16 protein-coding genes and 1 tRNA gene are annotated in these 24,458 nt (G+C 35.2%); 13 read left to right on the top strand and 4 right to left on the bottom strand.

Translation table 11 applies throughout. The features are described 5' to 3' along the window. Positions 1-599: 599 nt before the first annotated feature. Positions 600-676 (top strand) — tRNA-Ile (locus ACNS8M_RS08420). Between the two features lie 165 nt (positions 677-841). Here the strand turns inward: ACNS8M_RS08420 and ACNS8M_RS08415 are convergent. After that, the gene (locus ACNS8M_RS08415) at positions 842-1,603 is read right to left on the bottom strand and encodes a hypothetical protein (protein ID WP_419224721.1); all 762 of its coding nucleotides are present in this window, start codon (positions 1,601-1,603) and stop codon (positions 842-844) included. A gap of 109 nt (positions 1,604-1,712) precedes the next feature. Between ACNS8M_RS08415 and ACNS8M_RS08410 the strand changes: the two genes are divergently transcribed. Both ACNS8M_RS08410 and ACNS8M_RS08405 read left to right on the top strand, forming a co-directional pair. Next, positions 1,713-1,889, top strand: a complete 177-nt coding sequence (locus ACNS8M_RS08410) for a helix-turn-helix domain-containing protein (protein WP_419224720.1) — start codon at positions 1,713-1,715, stop codon at positions 1,887-1,889. 81 nt (positions 1,890-1,970) lie between these two features. Beyond that, positions 1,971-3,038: an AAA family ATPase gene (locus ACNS8M_RS08405; RefSeq protein WP_419224719.1), complete on the top strand. Its 1,068-nt coding sequence runs from the start codon at positions 1,971-1,973 to the stop codon at positions 3,036-3,038. 368 nt (positions 3,039-3,406) lie between these two features. On the opposite strand, the gene ACNS8M_RS08400 is transcribed toward ACNS8M_RS08405, so the two are convergent. After that, a protein-coding gene (locus ACNS8M_RS08400) for an IS3 family transposase (RefSeq protein ID WP_087514482.1) occupies positions 3,407-4,566 on the bottom strand; the annotation gives its coding sequence in 2 pieces (ribosomal slippage) (positions 3,407-4,332 and positions 4,332-4,566; 1,161 coding nt in all). A gap of 24 nt (positions 4,567-4,590) precedes the next feature. Further along, entirely contained in the window at positions 4,591-4,773 is a 183-nt protein-coding gene (locus tag ACNS8M_RS08395) for a hypothetical protein (RefSeq protein ID WP_419224718.1), read from the bottom strand. Between the two features lie 287 nt (positions 4,774-5,060). On the opposite strand from ACNS8M_RS08395, the gene ACNS8M_RS08390 reads away from it, so the two are divergent. The 10 genes from ACNS8M_RS08390 to ACNS8M_RS08345 all read left to right on the top strand — a co-directional run bounded on the left by ACNS8M_RS08390 (position 5,061) and on the right by ACNS8M_RS08345 (position 21,748). Continuing rightward, positions 5,061-5,387, top strand: a complete 327-nt coding sequence (locus ACNS8M_RS08390; RefSeq protein WP_419224717.1) for a helix-turn-helix domain-containing protein — start codon at positions 5,061-5,063, stop codon at positions 5,385-5,387. Positions 5,388-5,471: 84 nt separating this feature from the next. Beyond that, complete coding sequence (locus ACNS8M_RS08385) at positions 5,472-7,682, top strand: type I restriction-modification system subunit M (protein ID WP_419224716.1); 2,211 nt, start codon at positions 5,472-5,474, stop codon at positions 7,680-7,682. Position 7,683: 1 nt separating this feature from the next. Next, positions 7,684-8,931, top strand: coding sequence for a restriction endonuclease subunit S (locus ACNS8M_RS08380; RefSeq protein ID WP_419224715.1), 1,248 nt, complete (start codon positions 7,684-7,686; stop codon positions 8,929-8,931). Positions 8,932-8,975: 44 nt separating this feature from the next. Beyond that, on the top strand, positions 8,976-12,266 hold the full coding sequence (locus ACNS8M_RS08375) for a type I restriction endonuclease subunit R (RefSeq protein WP_419224714.1): 3,291 nt from the start codon (positions 8,976-8,978) through the stop codon (positions 12,264-12,266). Between the two features lie 166 nt (positions 12,267-12,432). Then, entirely contained in the window at positions 12,433-14,382 is a 1,950-nt protein-coding gene (locus tag ACNS8M_RS08370) for a hypothetical protein (protein WP_419224713.1), read from the top strand. A 9-nt stretch (positions 14,383-14,391) separates the two neighbouring features. Beyond that, positions 14,392-15,633 carry a hypothetical protein gene (locus tag ACNS8M_RS08365; protein ID WP_419224712.1) on the top strand — a complete coding sequence of 414 codons (1,242 nt, stop codon included), beginning with the start codon at positions 14,392-14,394 and terminating at the stop codon, positions 15,631-15,633. After that, on the top strand, positions 15,626-16,006 hold the full coding sequence (locus tag ACNS8M_RS08360; protein WP_419224711.1) for a hypothetical protein: 381 nt from the start codon (positions 15,626-15,628) through the stop codon (positions 16,004-16,006). Before ACNS8M_RS08365 ends, ACNS8M_RS08360 begins: the two co-directional genes overlap by 8 nt. Then, positions 16,007-17,755: an AAA domain-containing protein gene (locus tag ACNS8M_RS08355; RefSeq protein WP_419224710.1), complete on the top strand. Its 1,749-nt coding sequence runs from the start codon at positions 16,007-16,009 to the stop codon at positions 17,753-17,755. 322 nt (positions 17,756-18,077) lie between these two features. Further along, positions 18,078-19,805, top strand: coding sequence for a DUF262 domain-containing protein (locus ACNS8M_RS08350; RefSeq protein ID WP_419224709.1), 1,728 nt, complete (start codon positions 18,078-18,080; stop codon positions 19,803-19,805). A gap of 20 nt (positions 19,806-19,825) precedes the next feature. Next, positions 19,826-21,748, top strand: coding sequence for a GmrSD restriction endonuclease domain-containing protein (locus ACNS8M_RS08345; RefSeq protein WP_419224708.1), 1,923 nt, complete (start codon positions 19,826-19,828; stop codon positions 21,746-21,748). A gap of 54 nt (positions 21,749-21,802) precedes the next feature. Here the strand turns inward: ACNS8M_RS08345 and ACNS8M_RS08340 are convergent, their stop codons facing one another. Then, the gene (locus ACNS8M_RS08340; protein WP_419224707.1) at positions 21,803-24,070 is read right to left on the bottom strand and encodes an ankyrin repeat domain-containing protein; all 2,268 of its coding nucleotides are present in this window, start codon (positions 24,068-24,070) and stop codon (positions 21,803-21,805) included. Positions 24,071-24,458 lie beyond the last annotated feature (388 nt).

The raw sequence follows: 24,458 nt of genomic DNA, 5'->3' as shown, positions 1-24,458 counted from the left end.
TGTAACAGCAGATGAATTTGGAAATGCATAATTTCTGCTTGTTTCCTATAAGAGTCAACAGAAATATTGTGTGAAATATCCTGATATCAGACTATGTGAATATTTATAGCCTTTAACTTTTATTGGTTTTTGCTCTAAGTGTTTTAATTTTAATATTAAAAAGATATGAATTGAGCGAAATTAAGTCTTAAATTGAGCAAAAATGCACTATTCAATTAATATATAAGGCATTAGACTTTGGTCGTAATTGATGATGATTTTATTCACCATTTCACTTGTCTATAGACCATGGAAGGATTATAAAGTGACTTATTTTTCGACTTTTCTTGTTGCATTGATTGTGTTGCTTTTAGTTTTGCTTTGGTCAATGTTTGAGTTATTTTTAGAATTGCGTAAAGAAAAGCGTTTGAAGTTACACCGTACGATGTTTAGAAAGGTGAAGGTGTAATATTTAGTTGAATATATTGAATTCACTTCTAAATTTTTCTATTTGCTGACTATCTATACAGCTATTTTTGAAAGTGCTTGTGTTTTAGAAAATTCTTCGCTAGTATTCTTTGCGCTTAAACTTGTTGAAAAACAACTAATTTAGCAATCTAGGGCCTATAGCTCAGTCGGTTAGAGCAGCGGACTCATAATCCGTTGGTCCCCAGTTCGAGTCTGGGTGGGCCCACCATATAAAACAACCACTTACGTTTACTAATCGTAAGTGGTTTTTTGTTTTTTAAAATTAGTAAGCAAATAGTAAGCAAAATGAATCAACTTAACTAAAAATTTTCTAGAGTTTATTTTAAGTTCGATTTTTAGTTAAGATTCATTTGTTGAGTGCCGCAAGTTCAAGCTAGGGACTATTTATAAATTGGCTGATTTCGGGGTGTGTAAGCAAGAAGTTTTCTTCTTTCTTCGATAAATTTTTTATATCTTTATCCCAGGACCGTTCTCGAGATTCTCTCCAACTAAATTGTCCTATGCTAGGTCTACTATACCCTATAACCTTTATTACAAAGATTTGTTCAAAAAGTTCATCAAATAAAAGAACATGGGAACGATCTAGACAGCCATTTACTATTAAAAGACCACATAAACTATTAAGAATTACAGAATAACAATCATTAACCAAACGGTGGCTACCAATGATATATCCCCAGCGATGAAGTAAATACAATGCAGAGAGGCTGTCTAGTGATTGAAATTGAGCAACATGTACTAGAGCTTTTTCATCAAATTCTTTTATTGAAAAATTTTCTTTATCTAACACCGGGGCTGTTATGAAAGTGGGTAATTGCTGCAATTGGATTAATAGAGATTCTTCATCTTGTGGGCAATTTTTCAAGTTATTCCAGATTTGATGATTTAAAATACCTGATGAGCCATTAACTTTTGAGTCAACAATATCCATCCACTCATTTTGGGGAGTGGAAAGACCGTATCTATATCTTTTAAATAAATTATTGTCTTGATTCTTATCAGTATCCTTGTATAAAAATTTTGTAAAAGCATAGTCTGATTTAATTCCCTCAAAGTATTTCAATTGATTAAAACAGTAGTCATACCACGTAATTGTTTTTGCATATTCTATTCGTGATCTAGGATGGCGCCCCACAGTTGCTCCTATGAGAATTTTTAGGGTAAAGAAAAATATTTTTTCTATACAGTATTTGTACCCTAAAAAAGATGTTTTGATAAATCAAAAGTTATCAATAGGCATCAAAATGACTGAAAAACTGTTACTTACAACTGCTGAAGCTGCTCGGCTTTTAGGAATGCAACCACAAACTCTCAGAAAATGGGCGATCTATGAAAATGGTCCTGTCGTTCCAAAACGACATGGTCGTTTATTGCGTTGGAATCGTAATGAAATTTTGCGTTTCGCTGGCGAGATTAAATAATTAATACCACTATCCAAGCTTGATAAAATTTTCAAGCTTGGAAAATTGGAATAAGTTACAGAGACTTAGTAGATTCATAAGATGAACAATCCATTAAAACATGATATTAAAATTGTAAATATGCAGGATATTGAAGCTACTTCAATTAAATGGCTTTGGTCAGGATGGCTACCCTTGGGCAAGATGACAATTTTGGCTGGTGCGGGTGGTTGTGGTAAAACAAATCTTTCACTTGCATTAATTGCAACTATTACAAGAGGTGGATCTTTTCCAGATGGTAGTCAATGTGAAAATTTTGGGAAAGTTTTAATCTATTCAACAGAGGATGATCCAGCAGACACATTAAAACCTCGGCTACTAGCCAATGGTGCAGATATTAGCAGAGTATCTTTTATTGCTGGGCGTGCTAATCAGCAAGGTAAGTTAGAACCATTTGACCCGGCTAAAGATTTTCCTAAAATTGAGCAATATATTAAGACAAATCCAGATCTCAAATTATTAATGATTGATCCTATTGTTTCTGCTGTAAGCGGAGATATGAATAAAGCCAACGATGTCAGACGGTCATTACAACCCTTGGTTGATTTAGCTAATCAATATAGTTTCGCAATTTTGGGGATCACTCATTTTGCCAAAGGTAGCGTAAACAATAATCCGGCAGATAGAATCTTGGGTTCTCAAGCGTTCAGTGCATTGGCTCGCATGGCCTGGAGTGCAGCTCGAAGAGAAACTGAGAGTGATTATATTTTGGTACGAGCAAAAAGTAATATTTCAACACTTGATGGTGGTATACGCTATCAGCTTGAGTCTGTGATGGTTGCGGAAAATATTGAAACAACCAAAACCACTTGGTTTGGTACTATTGAAGGCTCTGCTAAAGAGCTATTAAATAGTGCAGAATTGATTGGTGGTGATAGTGGTTCTGTAGTTGATACAGCAAAAGAGTTTTTGACTGAGTTGTTAAGTACTGTTGAGAAAATGTCTTCTAAAGAGGTTCAAGCTCAAGCTAAGGAAGCGGGTTTTAGTTCAGCATCCATTCGTCGCGCACAAGAAAGATTGAATATTAAACCATTCAGGCCTCACGGCGAAAAAGGTTGGTTTTGGTCATTGCCTAAAATTCATAGATTAGACGAGCCCAGCAATTTTTAATCCCAAATTCATCCATTGAACAATATGATTAAGTTGGACAATATGGTGGTAAGTAATTGAAATATATTGATATTCATATTGCTCAAAATAAATAAGTTTGAGCAATATGATGAATAACTTGAAATGACTTACAAATCATTTGGTTATAGTCAATTTGTTCATGTTGATCAACTTTCTCTAATAGAGGTTGGATAGTTCACTTTGTATCTAAATTCACTCCAAAGCTCATCATAAACTTCATGAAAGTTGATGAGTCCATATTTATTAAAACCATATCTTTCAAAAAACTGATTATCAATAAAGTAAGTAACTGCCTGATAAGTATTAAGGTGATCAGCTACACTAAGTTGATGACAAAAATAATGATCCTAGACAGTATCGTGGACAACCAGCCCCTCTAAACTTTTAATATATTTCTGTTCAAAGGCTTCTGGACTTAACCAGCCGTTTGCAGAATGTCTTCTGACTCGATTGTAATAAATTTCAATATAGTCAAACAAGACAGCATTCGCTTCTTTTCGAGTCGAAAACACACTGCCATGTACCACATGACCTTTTAATGTATGAAAGAAGCTTTCAGTCACTGCATTATCCCAACAGTTTCCACGTCTAGACATACTCTGAGTACAATCATTTTTCAGTAACAGCGCTCTAAAATCACGACTACAGTACTGTGAGCCTTGGTCCGAATGAACCATAACACCAGTTGGATAACCCTGACGAGCCATTGCATAGTTAAACGTATCACACACCAACTGGCGGTCTATTCGATGGCTGGTTTGCCACCCCACGATACGACGGCTAAATAAATCTAGCATCACACATAAATACAACCAACCTTCTTTAGTGCGGATATAGGTAATGTCTGTTGTCCAGACTTTATTAGGCTGAGTAACTGTAAATTGGCGATCCAACAAGTTGGGTGCTGTAGGCAAACGATGGGTTGAATCAGTCGTATGCTTGTATTTACGTGCAATCCTGCTACGTAAACCAAGCTTTTTTAGCATCCTTCCAATAGTACGTTCGCTCATGTTGTAACCTAAATCATGCATGTCATGTACTAATGAAGGTGCACCCAATCGTGCATGATGCTGCCAATATACGGCTTTTAAGTCATTATATTTCTGTGCCGTATTGGCTTGACGTTTTCGCCAGGCATAATAGCCTGAAGTGCTGACACCTAGGTATTTACAGGCAGAAGATACGGTGACTTCATTCATATCTAGATCTTGAATTACCGTGTACTTTTCTTGGCATGATCTGTTAGAAAGTACACATGCGCTTTTTTTAAGATGTCATTGGCTTCCTTGAGCTGTTTGACTTCTTTCTCTAATTCCACGATCCGCTGTTGTTCTGGTGAAAGTTGACGTTTGCTTGAACCTGCCGGATTGGTTTCACGAATCCATTTATCTAATGTTGAATAACCCACACCTAATTTCTGGGCGATTGCAGCTACAGACTCGTGTGAGTTTGAAAGTGCATAATCAATCGCTTGCTGTTTAAATTCGGGACTAAAACGTTTAGCCATTTCTTGAATCTCCAAAGATTAAAGTTACGTTATCTTTAGAGGGACGTGCTGTCCATTATTTTGTCTAGGATCATAACTATTAAATTGAATTTGGAGCTCCGTGGCTTCAATAATCCTCGTTGCAATCATTTTAGAAATTTGACGTACATTTAAATTTCGAATTGCTGGGTGGATAGAAACAGGAAGGTGGCTTGGAGAGTTGCTCATAATAGACTCCTAAAGTGAATTTACTTCAATGGTCTGTTATGAAAGAATGCAAATGTAAAACGTCGAAATTTTACATTCTTTCATTTCAGTGTCTTGAGATGAAAAAGCATGAGTACAGGATTGTCGAGATCTTGTACTCATGCACATACAATATTATTCATATAAATTTCCTCCTTTAATTTCTTCTGAAGATGTCTTTTTGACGAAATAGACAATAAAATACTGTCAATATATATATGCAAACTTGTCTAAATAGTCAAGTTTATATTGTCGATTTATGGTGTTTTATGTTGATTAAGATGAATTCTGAGCTGTTTTGTAAAAGGCTCAAAGAAATAAGAACCCAAAGGAAAATGACACAGCTGGATATTTCTGAAAAAACAGGGATTCCATCGACCTCAATTTCCCATATTGAAGCTGGCTCTCGAAAGCCGTCTTTGGAAAATTTTTATAAGCTCATTGTTGTTCTGAATGTGTCTGGTGATTATCTCTTAGGGCGTACAGATCAATATTCAGATTTAGGTACTGATCCTATTGCAAAATCCATTCAAGGTTTGCCTGATTCAGAGAGAGAAATGATTGAGAAGTTCATCTTATCTTTGCAAAAAGCATAACTTCAAAAATATTGCTCAAAATATTGAGCAGATTAATTTATAGATTGATTCGGAAAAATTATGAACCTCACTGAATTAAAACAGTTGGAAGATCAACTTTGGTCAGCGGCAGATAGCTTACGTGCAAATACAGACTTGAAACCTAATGAGTATTCAACTCCTGTGCTTGGCCTCATTTTCTTAAAATTTGCAGACAATAAATATAGCGCAGCAGAAGAGGAAATCCTAAAAGAGGTACAACAACCTATCGGAGCAGGTCGTAGTGGTGCCCCACAAGCTCCAACTCTGGAAATGATTAAATCTATAGCAATTAGTAAGGTGGGTTTTTACTTACCCGATAATGCTCGTTATAAATATTTATTAGAGTTGCCTGAGACTGAAGACTTAGCCAAAAAAATTAAAGAAGCGATGCAGGCGATTGAAGACCATCAAGATGATTCGAAGTCTAATCTGAAGGGGATATTGCCTAAAGAATATTATCAAGCCTTCAACCGTCGTCCAGAAAGTCAAGATGCATTACGTGGCTTAGTACGTGGTTTTTCAAATATTCCTGCAGATGCTTCAGGCGATGTATTTGGTAAGATTTACGAATATTTCTTAGGTAAATTCGCACTTTCTGAAGGTTCGAAAGGTGGTGAATTCTTTACACCAACTTCTGTTGTACGTCTAATGGTTGAAATGATCGAGCCATATAATGGTACCGTTTACGATCCAGCTTGTGGTTCAGGCGGTATGTTTGTGCAGTCTTTGCAGTTTATGCAACGCCGTAAAGAGCACAGTAAAAAGTTAGGCGAAGCTGAAGATAACAATCACCTTTCTGTGTATGGTCAAGAAAAAACGCTTGATACTGTAAAGCTTGCCAAAATGAACTTGTTCGTAAATGGCCTTAAAGGTGAAATCCAGCAGGCAAATTCTTATGCAGAAAATCCATTTGATGGGTTTGGAAAATTTGACTATATCATGGCAAACCCACCATTTAATGTGGATGATGTCGCGCTTGCAACGGTTGAAAAAGATCCCCGTTTTAATACCTATGGTTTGCCGCGTAATAAGACCAAAGCTAAAAAATCGGATGATAATGCCAAGATCGAAACAGTTCCAAATGCAAACTATCTTTGGATTAATTTATTTGCGACTTCTTTAAAGAATGCACAGCAAGCTAAATTATCAAATAGTGGTCGTGCTGCTTTGGTTATGCCGAACTCAGCTTCAGATGCCCGTAATTCGGAAGCAGATGTTCGTCAAACGCTGATTGAGAATAACTTAATTTATGGCATGTTGACCCTACCATCAAATATGTTCTATACGGTAACGCTACCTGCAACGCTCTGGTTCTTTGATAAAAATAAAAAGGATGACAAAATTTTGTTTATTGATGCTCGAAACATCTTTAGACAGATTGACCGTGCGCACCGTGACTTTACAGATGAGCAGGTACTAAACATTGCCATGATTAGTAAGCTGCATAAGGGGCGTAATCATGAATATATTAGTTTAGTGGATGATTACTTTAGGCAAGGTATGGCAAAACTTGAGGCAACTGTTCCTCATGTAGAGCCAAGCTTTAAAAAACTCAAAGATGCGCTAAAAGATGAGGCAGTGATTGTTAAAAGTGTTGATCTACTCAATCAGCATTGGCATGCCTTAAAGCCTTTAAAAGAAAGCTTTGATGCTTACGTAAAGGAATTTCCAAAAGTAATTACAAAAGGCTTAGTTTCTAATCTGAATGAAAAGCAGAAGGGATTAAGAGCAAGTTTTACGCCGTTCTTTAAAGCCATTGCTGATGAAGCCAAAGTTTTAGACAAAGCCATTCGTGAAAAAGAAAAAGCACACAATGAGATAGTTAAACAGACGCGTGTTGAAGTTGCTGAAGCGAAGGAAAATGACAATAAAGATTTGCTTAAAGTGAAGGAAGCTAAGCTTAAAGACTTAAATGCTTTAACGGCGGACATTAAAGAAGTGAAAGCTTTGCTTGCGGATATTAAAACTGACCGCAGCGAAGCCGAGTATTTCTTTAATCATATTTCATGGTTACAAGAACGTTTCCCAAATGCTGAATATGAAGATGTGACGGGGCTTTGTAAGTTGGCAACGCCTGATGAAGTAAAAGAGCAGGATTACTCTTTAAATGCAGGGCGTTATGTTGGCGTAGTGATTGAAGAAGATGGTCGAACTGAAGAAGAATTTCAAGAGTATATGCTAGATTTAAAATCTGAATTAACTAGCTTAACAAATGAATCCATTGAATTGAGCCACTTAATTAATAATAACCTAACGATGCTTTTAGGAGATTGATGTGAATTTTAATTTTATATCAATTGGAAGCTTAATTGATTCTAAAGAGGCATCATTACAAACAGGTCCTTTCGGAACTCAATTAAAAGCCAGTGAATATGTAGAGTTTGGAACACCGGTTATCAATGTAAGAAATATTGGATTTGGTGACATTAGAGCTGACAATTTAGAATACATAACTGACTTTAAAGCTGAGCAACTAAAAAATCATATTCTATTTAAAGGTGATATTGTTTTTGGTCGAAAGGGGGCAGTAGAGAGACATTCATATATTCAAGATGAGCAGGTTGGGTGGGTTCAAGGTTCTGATTGCTTGAGACTTCGTTTAAACACTCAAGAGGTAGATTCTAGATTTTTGTCGTACTATTTTAAGACACAGCCTCATCAAGATTGGATGCATGCTTTGTGTGCTTTCGGTGCAACAATGGCCTCATTAAATCAAGATATTGTTCGTCGAATTTTATTCCCATGTCCTTCAATACCTGTACAAAGAAAAATAGTAGCTATTCTTTCTACATACGATGACCTCATTGAAAACAATAAAAAACGTATCCAAATTTTAGAAAATATGGCTGAAGAGCTATATAAAGAATGGTTTGTGCGTTTCCGTTTTCCTAATTGGGAAAATACAGAGTTTGAAAAAGGTGTTCCGAAAGATTGGACATATGTAAACTTATTAGAATTAGCTGATATTACCTATGGCTATGCTTTCGACTCCTCAAAATTTAATACTGAAGGTATTGGTAAAAAAATTATCCGTATTCGTAATATCCCAATATCAAGATCTTCAGATTATACGGATGAAGTACCACATGATAAGTATTTAATCCAAACTGGCGATTTTTTGGTTGGAATGGATGGTGATTTTCATATGAATCGTTGGTTCGATGAAGAAAGTTATTTAGTTCAGCGTAGTTGTCGCATTAAATCCAAACTTAATATACATAGTGCTTACATTAGGCAAGCTATTAAAGCACCGATACATTTTTTTCAATCGACAATATTAGGTGCAACAGTAGGGCATTTAGGTGCGAAACATTTAAATTCCATTGAGATATTAATTCCGAATTCAGAACATGAGAGTTTATTTTTAGAGTTAAATAGGTTAGATGAGCTTATTTTAAATTTAGAACTTCAGAATAGGAAATTAGAGGTGATGAGAGATAGTTTATTGCCTAGACTAATTTCAGGAAAACTATCAGTGGAAAACTTAGATATTCATTTTCCACCATCAATGCAAGAACAGTAAGTTATAAAAAATAGACGTATTTAGAGGGATAGAGGGGATCAATTGTGGCGAAAGTAACACGTAACTTTATTAGTGAAGATGACATTGAACAAGCAACCATTGGTGTTTTAAAAACTGAATTCGGTTATCAGCATCTCAACTGCTATACCACCGATTCAAGTGACTTAAATGATGGTTCAGGTCGTAAAGACAAAAAAGATGTCATCTTAAAAGAACGTGTGATTGCTAAATGTGTGCAATTGAATCCCCAAGTTCCTCTAGAAGTTATAGAAAATGCTGTATCTAAATTGATGGAGCGCCGTGGTTCAATGTCGGCGATTAAAGCCAATATGGAACTCTATGCAGATATCCGTAATGGTGCATCTATTACTTATGAAGATGTCCACGGCGAAAAGCATGAAAACGAATTTTTAAAACTCATAGATTTTGAACATCCTGAAAATAATGAATTTTTGGTAGTCTCTCAGTTATGGATTCAATCGACAGGACGCACGCCAAGAACAGCTTATCGCCGTCCAGACTTGATCCTATATGTAAATGGTTTGCCACTCGTATTTATTGAGCTTAAAAATTCAAATGTAAAGCTCAAGAATGCCTTCGATGACAACCTAAAAAATTATAAGAATGATATTCCTCAACTTTTTTTAACTAATGTTTTTTGTGTGCTTTCAAATGCAACAGATACAAAACTCGGGAGCTTTACGGCGGAATGGGAGCATTTCTTTAACTGGTTACGTGTAGACCAAGAAAAGGAAAAGGTCAATAAAGAAGAGATTGAAGAACAAGGTACCAGTATTGAATACTTGCTGCGTGGTTTATGTCGTCCAGAACGTCTTTTAGATTATGTAGAAAACTTTATTTTATTCCAAAATGAAAAATATAAAATTATCGCCCAAAACCATCAGTTTTTAGGGGTAAATCATGCCTTCCAAAACTTTTTAAAACGTGATGAGTTGAAAGGTCGCCTTGGGGTGTTTTGGCACACACAAGGTTCGGGTAAAAGTTTTTCGATGATTTTTTATGTCAGAAAGATTTATCGTAAGGTCACGGGTAATTTCAGTTTTGTTGTGATTACTGACCGTGAAGACTTAGACACACAGATTTATAAAAACTTTATATATACACAAGCTGTCACAGAAGCTGAAGCAGCACAACCTAAAAATAGTACTCATCTTCGAACCTTGCTAAGTCAAAATACCAAGATTGTATTTACTTTAATTCAAAAATTTAGATATGAGAAAGGCCAGGAGTATCCACAACTATTTGATCCATCTGAGCGTGAAGTCATTGTGATTGTCGATGAGGCGCACCGTACCCAATATGAATCACTTGCTGAGAATATGCGTAAAGGCTTAGACGGCGCACATTTTCTTGCTTTTACAGGTACGCCAATCCTTAAACAGAAGAAGACAAAACAATGGTTTGGTGAGTACGTTTCGGAATATACCTTCCAACAGGCAATTGAGGATAAGGCAACATTACCACTCTTTTATGAAAAGCGTGTCCCTGAGGTATTATTGCAAAATGATGATCTCAATGAAGAGCTTGCTGAAATTCTGGAAGATGAAGAGCTGAATGATGCTCAGAAAGAAAAGCTTGAGCGTAAGTTTTCAACTGAGTTGGAAGTGATTAAGCGAGATGATCGTTTGGATCGTATTGCTGAAGATATTGTGTACCATTTCCCACGCCGTGGGTATTTGGGTAAAGGTATGATGGTCGCCGTAGATCAATTCACGGCAGTAAGGATGTACGACAAGGTTTCAAAACTTTGGAAACAAGAGCTTAAAAATTTACAAACACGAATTCATAACTCTAAAAATGATATTGAAAAACACCGGTTGAAACAGCGCCAAAAATATATGAGCACCGTACAAATGGCGGTAGTGATTAGTGATCCTAGTTCGGAAAAAGAGCGTTTTGATAAACAAGGTTTAGACATCCAGCCACATATTGATCGTCTCAGTAAACTTGACGTCAATGGGGCAGATATCGAGGATAACTTTAAAGACCCAGAGCACCCATTACAACTCGTCTTCGTGTGTGCAATGTGGCTTACAGGATTTGATGCACCCACTGTTTCAACCCTGTATCTAGATAAGCCTATGAAAGGCCATACGCTGATGCAAACGATTGCGCGTGCCAACCGAGTGACTTCCTATCGCATTAAGAATACAGAGGGTGAGCTGGTAGAAAAAAGAAATGGTGAAGTCATTGATTATTACAACGTATTTAGGAATCTAAAAACAGCCTTAAAAGATTATGGTCAAGGCACCGGAGAAGATGGTGAAACAGATGCTCCAGTTCAGGATAAAACAGTACTTTTCCAAATGTTGGATGAAGCGATTACAAAGACATTAGAGTACTGTGAATCTAAAGAAATTGATCTGAATAAAATATTGGAAACTCGTAATGAGAGCGGTAGCACGTTTAAAGAGAATGCTTTATTTGAGCAATATGCAGATCAATTATTAGAAAAAGATGAATATCGTAAAACCTTCAATGTTCATTTTAATACAGTTGCAGCTTTATATGAGGCATGTAAACCGAATATATTGGCAAAACCTAGACCAATTGTATCTGTTATTCAATTCTTACATGGTTTTATTGAAGCGATGATTGAGCGTCAGGATCTTGAGGAATCAGGTGCTGCAGTCATAAGCTTATTAGACCGAAGTGTCATCGTAAATGAAGATACTGTGAAAACGGTGAAGGATTTTAAAGAAAGCTATAGTTTGATTCACGGTCAAAAATGGGATTTGAGTACGATTGATTTTGATAAGCTGAAAGAACAGTTCAAAGAAACCAAGCATAAGAATATTGCAATTGCAGATATGCGTGCTTTTCTTGAGAAAAAAATTATTCAAATGTTAAAACAAAATGGTGGTCGTATTAACTTTGCTGAACGTTACCAGCAGATGATAGATCGTTATAACTCTGGTGCCACGGCGACGGAACAGTTGTTTGATGAACTGCAGAAATTTACAAGAGGGTTGAAAGAAGAAGATCAGCGTCATATTAGAGAAGGTCTGACTGAAGATGAGTTAGAAATTTATGATCTACTCTTAAAAGACAAGCTAACCAAAGATGAGCAGCAACAAGTGAAGTTGGCTACTAAGGACTTAATGAATACTCTCTTGAGTACAACCCCAAAAGTACTGGTTCAAGATTGGTGGAAAGATGCTCAACAAAGTGAAATTGTAAAAATTGAAATCTCTAAAGTTTTAAATGTCGATTTACCTGAAAGTTATGACTTCATCATGTTTACTGAGAAAGTGACTAAAGTTTTTGATCTAGTAAAAACCTTAGCTATGAATGATGATAAGTGGGTGAGTTAAAAGGAATTATAAGATGAATCTTAAAGAGGATATGGATTTAGTAAATCAGCTTTTTGAGAAGATGCTACTTATATAGAATTTGGTGAGATAGATCGTAAATACACATGATATTACTCATAATTAAATATTGAGCAGTATAAAAGTTAAATAGCACAGATAGAGCTTTATGAAAAAAAACGAAGAGTCACTGGATATCACCGGGCAGAGTATTTCTTATTTTCAGGGCGCATGGAACCAAGTACAGGGTGATGCTTTAAACCAAGCTTTGAGTGAGTATAGTAAAGGGATAAAAGATGCAATCTCTTATAAAAATGGGGGATTTACCAGTCAAACAATTGATGTTCAGCAAGGGTTTGCAGCGGAAGCACATCATGCAAGCTCATTTAATATTGAAGCTGCAGCTAAGGGGCATAATAATCATCGGGCTACACTAGATGTTGGAATGCATAACGATCCTGTCGCAGATATCCATGTAGTAACGCCAGATGGTACAACGAAACATCAAGTTAAATTTTATAAAGATGGTGAAAAGACAGCAGGTGCACTATCACCAGAAAAATACGATGGTGTTGGTAAAATTGTACCAAAAGATCAGGTTGACTCTGTAAAAGCAGCGTCACGTAAACAGGCTCTGAGAAATAAAGAAATACGTCCTGAAGTATCTAAGAGTTATCAGGATACTGCTGATAATGCGACAGATAAACTGACATCGAGTGATGGCAAAGTGTCTAGCACAGGTCTGAACCGAAAGGGGGAAGGTAGTGCTGAAGAGTTGGTACACGAAACTAAAAAAAATCAAGAAGGGCCAGAATACAAAGATAAGCAACGTGTACGTTCTGAGTTTAACGCAATGCAATATCGTAATGCAGCAAAGGCAGGAGCGATTGGTGGTGCTGTTAGTGAGTCAGCAACGATTTTGCTAGAAGTTTTGCGTAGCGATGACCCTTTAACTATGGATCAGTGTATGGAAATTGCACAACGTGTAGTAGCTAGCTCGGTCAAAGGGGCTGGTAATGCGTTGTTGGTCACTAGTATTCAACATGCAGGCCAAGCCATGGTTGATGCTGCAACTCAGCAAACGGGTAAGGCGATAGGGCAAACAATCGGAAAGCAACTTGTTAAAGGCAACGTTGCAGCTGCCGTAGCCCAAATTACATTTCAGCTAGCTCAAAACATCTATAAGTTTTCAAAAGGTGAAATTGATAATCTTCAATTTGCTTCATCGACGATTGGCAGTACTGTACAGGTCGTTGGTAGCAGTTTGGCATTTAGCTTGGGAGTGGGTGCTAGTTCTTACCTTGGGGCTGTTATACCAGCAGCAATTTCTGGTTATGCAATTGGAGGAGCCACTTTAGGTGCACTAGGTGTAATGGCTTGTGGCACTGTATTTGCGATTGGTTTTGCAGTTGCAGCTGGCGCATATGTTAATCATTTTTCATCTAAGGGTATTGCAATTGCTAATACTGATTTGAAATCAGCGCTTGAATTACTCAATGGTGGACAAATCGATCTTTCGACCTATGTAGGAAAAGTTGGCAAGCTATCTGAATTGAATTTTAGTTGGAGTGACGTGTTACCGCTGAGTGGTGCTATATCTGTAATTTCTGAATACGGTGTTCGTAAGAATCAATTGCGAGCTGTTCAAAGTAGTATACATGCCCAACTTGATGCTCTGCCTGAACAAGAGCGAGCAATGATGGAAGAGTTAGCGAAACAATATGGAAATGCGATTATAGCCATCGATCTACAGTATGAAGAGGCTAGATCGAGCATAACAGAACAAGCATTTGATCAGTTTGATGCAATGAGTAAAGATCTCAATCAACATCTTGAAATACAGTATTTAATGTTTACCTCAGTACGTAAGAGCTATATCGAGCATACAGAGCTAATGGACATTGAGCTACGCAAGCAACAACAAGATCTAAAACGTTCAGAAGCTTTTTCAGATGAACTTGAAGAGCTACAAAATAAAATCAAAGATTTAGCTATCACGGATCAAACAGATGCAACTATAAAGCAGGTGATGCAAAAAACGATTCTCACACGTATGGAAATACTTATTCCCCATAGAACTGGCTGGGATCAAGCCTGTGAATTTCTAGAAATGCAGTAAGGGGGGATTATGATTTTTAAAGCCATTGCCCATTGGTGGGCTAGCTCAAAGTTGGAAAAAGAAGAGGCTCGTACCAAGTCTTTAATCCGTGAGTTAGATCGTGAAAAAGAAGTTGTAAAACAGCGACTTCAAGTTAAGAGAAGAGACTATTCGGAGAGGATTCAATCTCATCAAGAAAAGAGAAATAAAGAGCTTAAAGAACATATTGAGTTTATGAATCAACAATTAACTATTACAACTGGTTATTTGCCTAAACTTAATAAATTTCAAGATATGATGTTTAGTTGTGTGGATTCTTGGATGTATATGGATCTCTACCAACAAGAGCTAAATATCCTTTCAAAAAAAATAAATAATTTATTTTCCACAATTAATTTACTCGATGCTTATATGTTTGAGCTAAAGAAGTTATCTCAGAGTCAGGAAAGACACGCATGGAGAGAATTAACAGCCAAGCGAGAGCTTACTGTTAAAAACGATTTTATTTTAAAAACGAATGAACGTATTGAGCGTACCTCTAAATCTAACTACGAAGAGTTTAAAAATGAGCTTAGACGTCTTCAAAGTCATCGTAGTGCGCTTTTAAAGCAAGTTAATCAGCTACGTGCAGAACGTAGTGATTTATCTGTAAAGAAAAAGGAGGCTGAAGAAGAGCATAAAGCTAATAAAAATACTCTGAAAAAAGAGTATGAGCTATGTGTTGATACTTGGAGTCAAATTGCTAAGAAGTTTGAGGCTTATTACGCATTCAAGGAGTGTGATCTTGAACAGGTTAATATGTGGATGAGGGGACTTAGTGAAGGTGGAACATTGACAGAAATTAGACAGATAGTTTTGAAAATGGCAAATGAAGATGTAGAACGTGCTACTCAAAACTTTAACGAGATTAAAAGCGAATTCCAACTGTATAAACGTCGAGTTCAAGATGCACATGACACTAAGGAATATCCAGATAGTTTTTCTAGGGATAAAACCAGACGTGATTATTTAAAAATAGAGCACAATGAAGCATTTGATGAAAGAAAAAAACTTATGGATGCTCGAGCATTTTTATATACTCGGCGCGATGAATTGAAGGGTTATATTGAGCGTATACAACCATTGCATCCAGATGCTGGGATTGATTCGTTATTTGAAATGCTATTGCTAGATCGTGCTTTTGATGCCTGGTCGATCTTTGGAATCAATACAGCTACACAAAAACGTAAATATTGGGAGGAGAAGAAAAACAGGAGTGAAAAATATGTCTAAAGTCGAATTACAGTTTTATTGGAGATATTTTGCGATTGAAGAAGCTGTCTTTGCAGTCACGAAAGCAGTGATGAATGGATATAACACCAAAGACACACTTACTTCAGCGTTACCTCAGTTCTCGCTTCATAGAATTGCTTTAGCTATCGATCTCCTGATCACAGCAGATATGTTGGAAAATAATCTTGGTGAACTCACTATCCATACAGATATGAATATTATCTTTGAATTGCTGAACAATAAATTTGAGTTGCCTTTAACTATGGATGAGATACAGACCCCAGGTATACGCCGTTTACTTCTTAATAAATTGGGCTGTAAAAATCCTGCAGGGGTAGAGATGCTTCTAAATACAAAATACGTCGAGGCATAAATGGGTCTACATAATTCTCAAATGTGCGATGAAGCAAAACAGGCAATTGACTTTATTGATCACATTGATCATTGGTTGGAATATCTTACAGAGTTGCTTGTTAATGTTGATCGGGCTACTAGAACCAAGCTTGAGCGTCAAATACGGTGCTTGTTAGGTTTCCGTGCAGGCACCAATTGTAATATTAATCATAATCGAATCCTGCATTATTATTACAACAATAACGCCGTTGATGGAGATAAGCTTTTTTCTTTAATAGATGATCAATCTAATATTGATGTTAATAAAAAAACAAATAAACAAGCCTTAAATGCACAAGAAAAAATTGATGAGTTTATTGCTGAATTTCAATCACGTGAATGCTCGTCTATGTCTATTTGTGCGACTCAGCCAATACAGAACAGCTATGAACCAAATGATGCTGCATTTAAGTTGATTCAAAAAGCTTTGGCAAGCGAAGATCTCTTTTTTATCCAAGGTCCACCAGGAACGGGAAAGACGACAGCAATTGTAGAGATAATTCTGCAACTAATTAAGGCTAAACCCAATGCTCGTATTTTGATTAGCTCTGAAACACATGTGGCTGTCGATAATGCAATAGATCGTCTGTCGAATGAAATTGCTCAAGAGCTTATAAAATCAATTTTACGATATCCAAAATTTAGTATTACTGAATTCGAGTCTGAAAAAGCTCGAGAGGCAGATGCTCTGACACGAGCAGATACTCTTTGGCATCAGGCTTATGGCGTAGCTCCAGAACTGACTATGGAATTATGGAGTGAGCTAAATGCATCTAAAACCAATAATGATGACGATGTTGTATCCATTGCTCGTTGGCAAGCACGGAATTTAGCAGAAATGCACCAAGTGATAGGTGTTACGTGTAATCAGATCGACCATTTGATGGATAGTGAAAGTCAGATGTTTGATTTAGCAATCGTTGATGAATGTTCGAAGGCAACTATGCCTGAATGGCTTATGGCTATGAGTGTTGCCAAGAAGTGCATTTTGGTTGGTGACCATAAACAACTACCTCCTACCTTTTGTACAGAAGAATCGGAAGTCCTAGAAAAAATGGACGCACAAAAGGAATGTTTAATTCGTAATGGTGTAATTGAGCGCTTATTCGATAACTTGCCAACTAATATGAAAGGAACATTAGGAAAGCAATTTCGAATGCTTCCACACATTGGTCAATTTATCTCTAATCATTTTTACAAAGGTGAGTTAGATCATTATAGAACAGAAACTAATCATGAATTTCAGGAGTTTGGTTGGCTTACGTATAAGTCTCAGGGATATCGAGTACCAGCACAAAGAGGTAAGGAAAAGAAAATCTTGATCAATGAATTTGAGATAGACATTATCTTGAAAAAATTGACTGAAATGAGTAACCGCTTAAAAAATAATTCAGTAAAGAGAAAGATTAGCGTAGCACTTATTACACCGTACCGTGCTCAATGCAAAGCTATACGTCAAGCATTAAAGAAATGTGATTATAGTGAGCTACTTGCAATAGAGGTTGATACTGTTGATGCGTTTCAAGGACGCCAAGCTGATGTTGTTTTCTTCTCGTTTGTACGTAACATTGGTCCTGCAACTTTTTATGCTGATGACCGTCGTATTAACGTGGCAATTTCACGGGCTCGTGATGCAGTGTATTTAGTAGGCGATATTAATTATATCTCTAGTAAGAGTTTACCTGTACTTGATGCCCTCGTCGAATTACCTATCTTGAGTACATACTGATAGCTAAATACTGTAATTAAGCTGGTTAAAAGTGTGATGTTAAATCGCAGGAAGTAAATTTTATTATTTTCAGAGAATTGCTTTAGTCCGTGCATCAGTTATTTAGTAGACAGGTTGATCCTTACATTATGAAATTGTTAAAAATACGGAAAACTATGTCTGATCCTAGCCAAAATAATGGAAAGGGTGAGAAGCTTACCTAACACTCAATAAATTTGGTTTAGGGTGAGATGAAGATCTTTTTGATAAAGATTATAGGTATATTTAATTACGTTACTTATCACTTGATATGTTGATAAAAATTGCAAAATAGAGGGCAAGCGTGAATACAACTTTAATGATAGAACCAATGAATATCCAACAATTGTTGGATAAGAATTTTTTTATTCCGGCCTACCAACGAGGATATAGATGGACTCCTCAACAAATTAATGACTTTTTAAATGATATCAATCAGTTTGAACCTAAAAGAAATGAAAAAAACGAAGAGTCTTGGTATTGCTTACAACCTTTAGTTTTAAAAAAAATGTCTGATTCATCAAAATTAGATAATGACTTGGAGGTAGAAAAAGATTGGTATGAGGTTATTGATGGACAACAACGGCTTACGACTATTTTTTTAGTGATTCATTATATAAACCAAATGTGGAAAGGGATGTTTAAATTAAATGAATTTTCATTAAGTTATCAAACACGTAAATCTAGTACAGACTTTTTAAATAATTTAGTAATTGATATTTCAAGTGATAAGGATATTATTAATAATCAAAATATTGATTTTTTTTATATTAGTACATCCTATCAAACTATCCATCAATGGGCATTAGATTTAAACAAAAAAGGTAAGCTAAATCCAGGAAAGTTGGAGTCAAATTTTGTCCATAGCACAAAAGTGATTTGGTATGAAACTGATAGTGATTCGGTAGATGTTTTTACTCGTTTAAATGTCGGGAAAATTCCACTAACTAATGCAGAGTTGATTAAGGCATTATTTTTAAATAAAACTAACTTTATTGAACTTAACGATAAAGATAAGGCTAAAATAAGATTGCAACAGATTGAAATTTCAACGGAATGGGATCGCATGGAATATGCCTTGCAGAATGATTCGTTCTGGTATTTTTTAACTGATAAAAAAGTTTTGACTACTCGAATAGACTTAATTTTTAACTTAATATCTAAAAAGACAATTCATCATGATGAATTCTTCACTTTTAGATTCTTTTCAGAAAAATTAAAAAAAGATAAAATCAAAGACATATGGCGTGAAGTTAAGCAATGTTTTCAAACACTTGAGGAATGGTATCAAGATCGAAAACTATATCATAAAATTGGTTATTTGATTGCTATCGGTTATAGCATTAATGAAATTTATGAATTAAAAAATTCAAAAAGCAAAATGGAATTTCTTAAGTTAATAAATAAGAAAATACTCGAGTATTTACCAGATGATGATTTAAGTGAGTTGCAATATGGATTTGATAAAATACGTCATATTTTGTTATTTCATAATGTACAAACTCTATTAAATAATCAAAATGAAACCACAAGATTTCCATTTGATCGTTACAAAAAAGAAAAATGGGATGTTGAACATATTACTGCACTTGCTGACCAGCCACCAAGATCTGATCAGCATAAGAAAGATTGGATAAAAGAAATTTTGGATAATAGTTCAAATTTAAACTTAGATTCTCAACTTCAAAATAAACTACTTGAGGTTCAAAGTGATTTATCACAGTTTGATGAGTTTTTTATTCAATTTATGGAGTCATTCCAAGATCAAGGTTTAGATGTTAACTCTATTGATAATCTGGTTTTGTTAGATTCTTCAACCAATAGAAGTTACAAAAATTCAGTATTTCCTATTAAAAGAAGGAAAATTATTGAAAGAGAGAAAACTGGTACATTTGTGCCTATCTGCACAAAAAATGTATTTATGAAATTTTATAGCACTGATGTAGAGCAAATGAGTTTTTGGGGAGAGAAGGATCGGGAGCAATATTTAACTGATATTGAAGAAACAATAAATTCTCTCAAACAATCTTAATTTGCATAAGGAATTATACAGTGTTAAATAAAAAAACCGCAGAAAAAATATCTTTTTGGAATCTTATTCAGTCTAGCAAAATTGAAATTCCAATTATTCAACGTGATTATGCCCAAGGGCGTTTAGAGCAGGAAAAAGTCAGAACTCGTTTTCTAAATGCACTTCATACTTCATTAAATGAAGAAAAATTTATTGAGCTAGATTTTGTTTATGGCAGTCAAATTGATGATGCTTTGCAACTTTTAGATGGACAGCAACGTTTAACAACTTTGTTCTTATTGCACTTTTATTTTGCAAATAAAGATCAAGTTGATATAAATTTGAAAAACAGACTGTTAAATTTTAGTTATGAAACTCGTATTAGCTCACGAGAGTTTTGTGAATCCTTAATTAAGGATACTTTTGATTTTTGTAACTTAGAGAGTAGTGAAAAAATATCTGAATTGATCACTGATAAGCCTTGGTTCTTTTTATCATGGAAGCAAGATCCTACGATTTCTGCTATGTTGAACATGCTAGATGCTATTCATGCTAAGTTTTATAATATTCGAAATGGATGGAGTAAACTCACAGAACAAAATGTGATTCAATTTTATCATCTAGATTTGGATAATTTTGGTTTATCGGATGATCTTTACATTACCATGAATGCTCGTGGAAAGGCTCTTACCTCATTCGAAAACTTTAAGGCACTATTAGAAAAACAAATTAGTGATGAGGCTTGGGAAAATAAAGACACTGAATTTAATCAAAAATTTTCCTTCAAAATAGATAATCAATGGACAGATTTATTATGGAATTATCGTAGTAAAGATAATTCCATTGATGAATATTTTTTACAATTGATTTCTAATCTATACTTAATAAATAAAAAAGATTTAATTAATATACAGAAATTGGCAGCCTATCCATCTGCTTTAATTTCTATTCCTTTTGATAAAAGTACATTTGAATATTTAGTAAATAGTTTAGACAAATACGCTGATATTGATTTTAGTGCAATTAATACTGTATTGAGTAATTTGAAGTTTTTAAACCTTAAAGATTTAAAAAGTGACTCTGTTTTTAATAATTTTTTTGAGCTCATTGCAACTTCGACACACGTTACCTATCCACAACGAGTGATGTTCTATGCACAAACTTCTTATTTAATTTCCGAATTCGAATTCTCAATAGAATCCTTTTCAGATTGGATGCGTGTTATTCGAAATATTGTTAATAATTCAACAATTGATAACGATGATTCTTTTTTAAGTGCTTTAAACTTGGTGACAGAGTTAGTACCAGGACAAGATAAGATTTATCAATATTTGCAGGATAAATCTATTTCTTCAAAATTCGCAACTAAGCAAGTTGAAGAAGAGAAATTAAAGGCTGCATTGATTATTCAGTCTGAAAATAATCGAAAGGCAATTCATGATTTGGAGGACACTTTATTCTGTCGTGGAAGTATTAAAATTTTCTTAGAGTGTTTTAAAGAGTTTGATTATGAGAATTTAAATATATTGCGAAAAAATGTCGTAGAAAAATACCTATCTGAAAAGGATATTTCTAACGACTTTAGGCGTGCATTATTAACTATTGGTGATAATAAATTCTACAAATATTGGTGGTCTATTTTACATGCAGTATCTGCACCTAAGCGATGTTTAATAGCGAATACTGAAGATTTAAAATTTCTATTTAGTCGTGATTCAAGTTATTTAAAAGAGCTTTTTAATTTATTGATGAAAAAAGATCTGGGAGAAATTATTACTGACTATAAAATTCCTCTAGATATGCCGAATTGGAAGAAGCGTTTAATTACTGAGCCAAATTTGTTGGACTATGCAAAACATCATTATATTGCGATTAAAGATGACGAGTCTTGTTGTTGGCTGATTCCACAAAGTCGAGTTGCTAATAGTGATGTCGGACGTTTGAAATGTAGATTAATTACATAAATAACAGGATAGGCGTCTATCATCAGTGAATTTGCTGATAGACGCTTTTCATTATTATGATATAGAAATTAATTCTTTTACTCGATTAGCATTAAAAAAATCAGCGATTTCATTTAAAAAGATACGACACCCTTCATCTGCTTTTACATAGCTTTGATCTAATTGAGCACCATGTTTTAACATCAGATCGACAGCATAAGCATTATCTTTTTCAACAGCTAAGATGAAAGGTGTATAACCTTTGATCGGATGCTGAGCCGTATTTTGATTTGGATCTGCACCATATTGCAAAAGTAACTCGAAAATCTCATAAGCATCACAAATTTTCTTGTCTCCAAGAGAAATTCTTTTTACTTCCTCAAATAATACTTTTCTTGGATCATTGTGTGGGAGCTTTTGAAGCTGATTATAGCTTTCGATATCACTACCTCCATTAGAATGACGTCTAATAGAATCTGCAAGGTATTTATCATTTGTTTGTTCAACTTTATGGCCATTTAACATGCTGATTACACTTAAATTCTGATAAAGCATTGAAATACCGTAAAGGCTAGTAATATTGGGATTAGCGCCATTTTCCAATAACAATTTTGCAAGTTTTGGTAGGTTCTCTTCCACAGCTAGATTTAAAGGGCAGGTCTGCTTTTTAGAAGTACGTATATTTAATAAGGTTTTATCGAAACCAGACTTAAATACAAAGCTAATGAAATCTAGTACTTCATCTTCTCGAGAAAGAATATATCTTAGTGCTAACAAGATGACTGTATCATTTGTTGGTGTTAGCTTATTTACATCTGCACCATATTTAATTAGTTGTTTAGCGGTAGAAAAATCTCCGATAGCTACAAAGTAGTGAAGCTGAGGCCATTTACGTCTTTGTTCAATATCAATGTAAATGTCCTTATTCACTTTTTTGAAGTCAGGGCTAATATCCATAGGAACTGCAAGGCTACCTATTTTAGGAATTAACTTATTAATTTCCGTACCTTTGTCACTAAAAGTCTCAGCAGTGAAATATTTAAAGAATCCAACTAGGGTTGCTTCTTTTTCCCATTCTTCAAAAACAAATTCTGTTTTGAAGCGGTCAGGGCGTTCGATTGGATCAAATATTCCAACTTTAAGTTCAAATTGGATAGCTAAATTTGAAATCTTTCCAATGAGTTTATTTTGGCTAGGTACTAGTGAAGCAATGCAAAGCATTTCATTTAGTAATACTTCTAAATAACGCATATCACGATATAACAGACCTTCTAAACACTGCTCATATTCAGTGAGTGCTTCCTTAAATTGATATTGATATACCAAATTAATAGCTTTAGCCCAATGTATATATGGGAGGAGATGGCCTACTTCTTGATGTTCAGTAAGGTATTTATTGATTTGGTCTACCATCAATATATTAAGTTGAAAAGTTGTTTCACTTATTGAGCTATATACCATTGATGCTAAACGAGTATCAGTTCGATTAATACGTTTGACTTGCTCTCTATCAAAAAACACCTGAGTTAATTTTTGATATGAAAGAGGGATCTCCATCAAAAAAGGAAAATGTGTTTGTGCATTGGCAATAACCATAGCTCTAAATGTTAGTGCTTGCGTATCGTGTTGCGAAATACGGTATGACTTCAATTTTTGATTATGTTGCTCCGCTAAAAACTGAATAAAGTTTCCATGTTGCAATGAGAACCCATATTTAATTTTTAAGGCTTGTAGTAAGCGCGCAAAACACAATAGTTCATAATGTGCTTGCGATGCTTCATTACTGGTTAAAAATAAGCGCTTTAATGTTGATGGCGTAGGTAAGGCATCTGGGCGACCAAATTTACTAATGTAATTTTTATCATCAGGACTTAAAACGTCACTTTCCAAAAAGTGAGCAAAGTTTTGGTCAGTATTTTTTAGGTAATCTAAGCTTTCTTGAATAAAGTTTTGACCTTTCCAGTGCTTGGCGATCCCCATTTGTGTAATGCAAAACGTTATGAGTTGATGTAGTGATGGAACTAAGTAATTTGACCATAGGGAGATACGAATAGACTCAACATTCATCAATGAGGTTAAGCGAGCGTGTAATAGCATTGCATTATAGCGGTCTAAAACATTACGTTTAAGCAATGTTATGAATTGTAAATCTGTACGATCAGAAAATGCTTTTGGGCATAACTGATCTAAAAATAAGTCTACATCATAGTGTGAAGTGAATAGTTTGTTTGATGAACCATCTAAGTGTTTAGAGTCTGTCTCCGAGAGTTGGCTCTTGGTATCCATGTGACTAAATAAATCACGAACAATTTCTATAGTTGTTGGAAAGGTATTCTTTGGCATTGTAAAGCTCTGCGTATATCTGTCTTAAAGTTTAAATAGGCTTTTCGGTCACTAGGTGTACCTGGTATCGTAATCTTCTGTATTTGGTTTACAAGCAAAAAATCATGTTTTTTACCAGGTCTAAAAGATGCGACACCATCCTTAATAAGTTGCCGAATAAATTTGTTCAGCTCTTTGTCATTACTGTACTTTTTCATCGGTAATCCTGGATTAAGGGGATTGCTCCCCTTAATGATTATTTGGCATTACCACGACCACCACCTGATGGGCGACCTGTTGTACTTGGCCAATTGCCACCAGGGCCAGGATGGGATGATGGTGGGCGGTTGTATTGAATGTGCATGAGGTATTATCCTTCGTGTGCATAGCGAAATTGCTATGAATCGAA

Origin of the sequence: Acinetobacter sp. A2 (genome assembly GCF_048537555.1) — a bacterium.
Classification (GTDB): Bacteria; Pseudomonadota; Gammaproteobacteria; order Pseudomonadales; family Moraxellaceae; genus Acinetobacter.
This window is presented reverse-complemented; position numbering and strand designations above follow the sequence as displayed.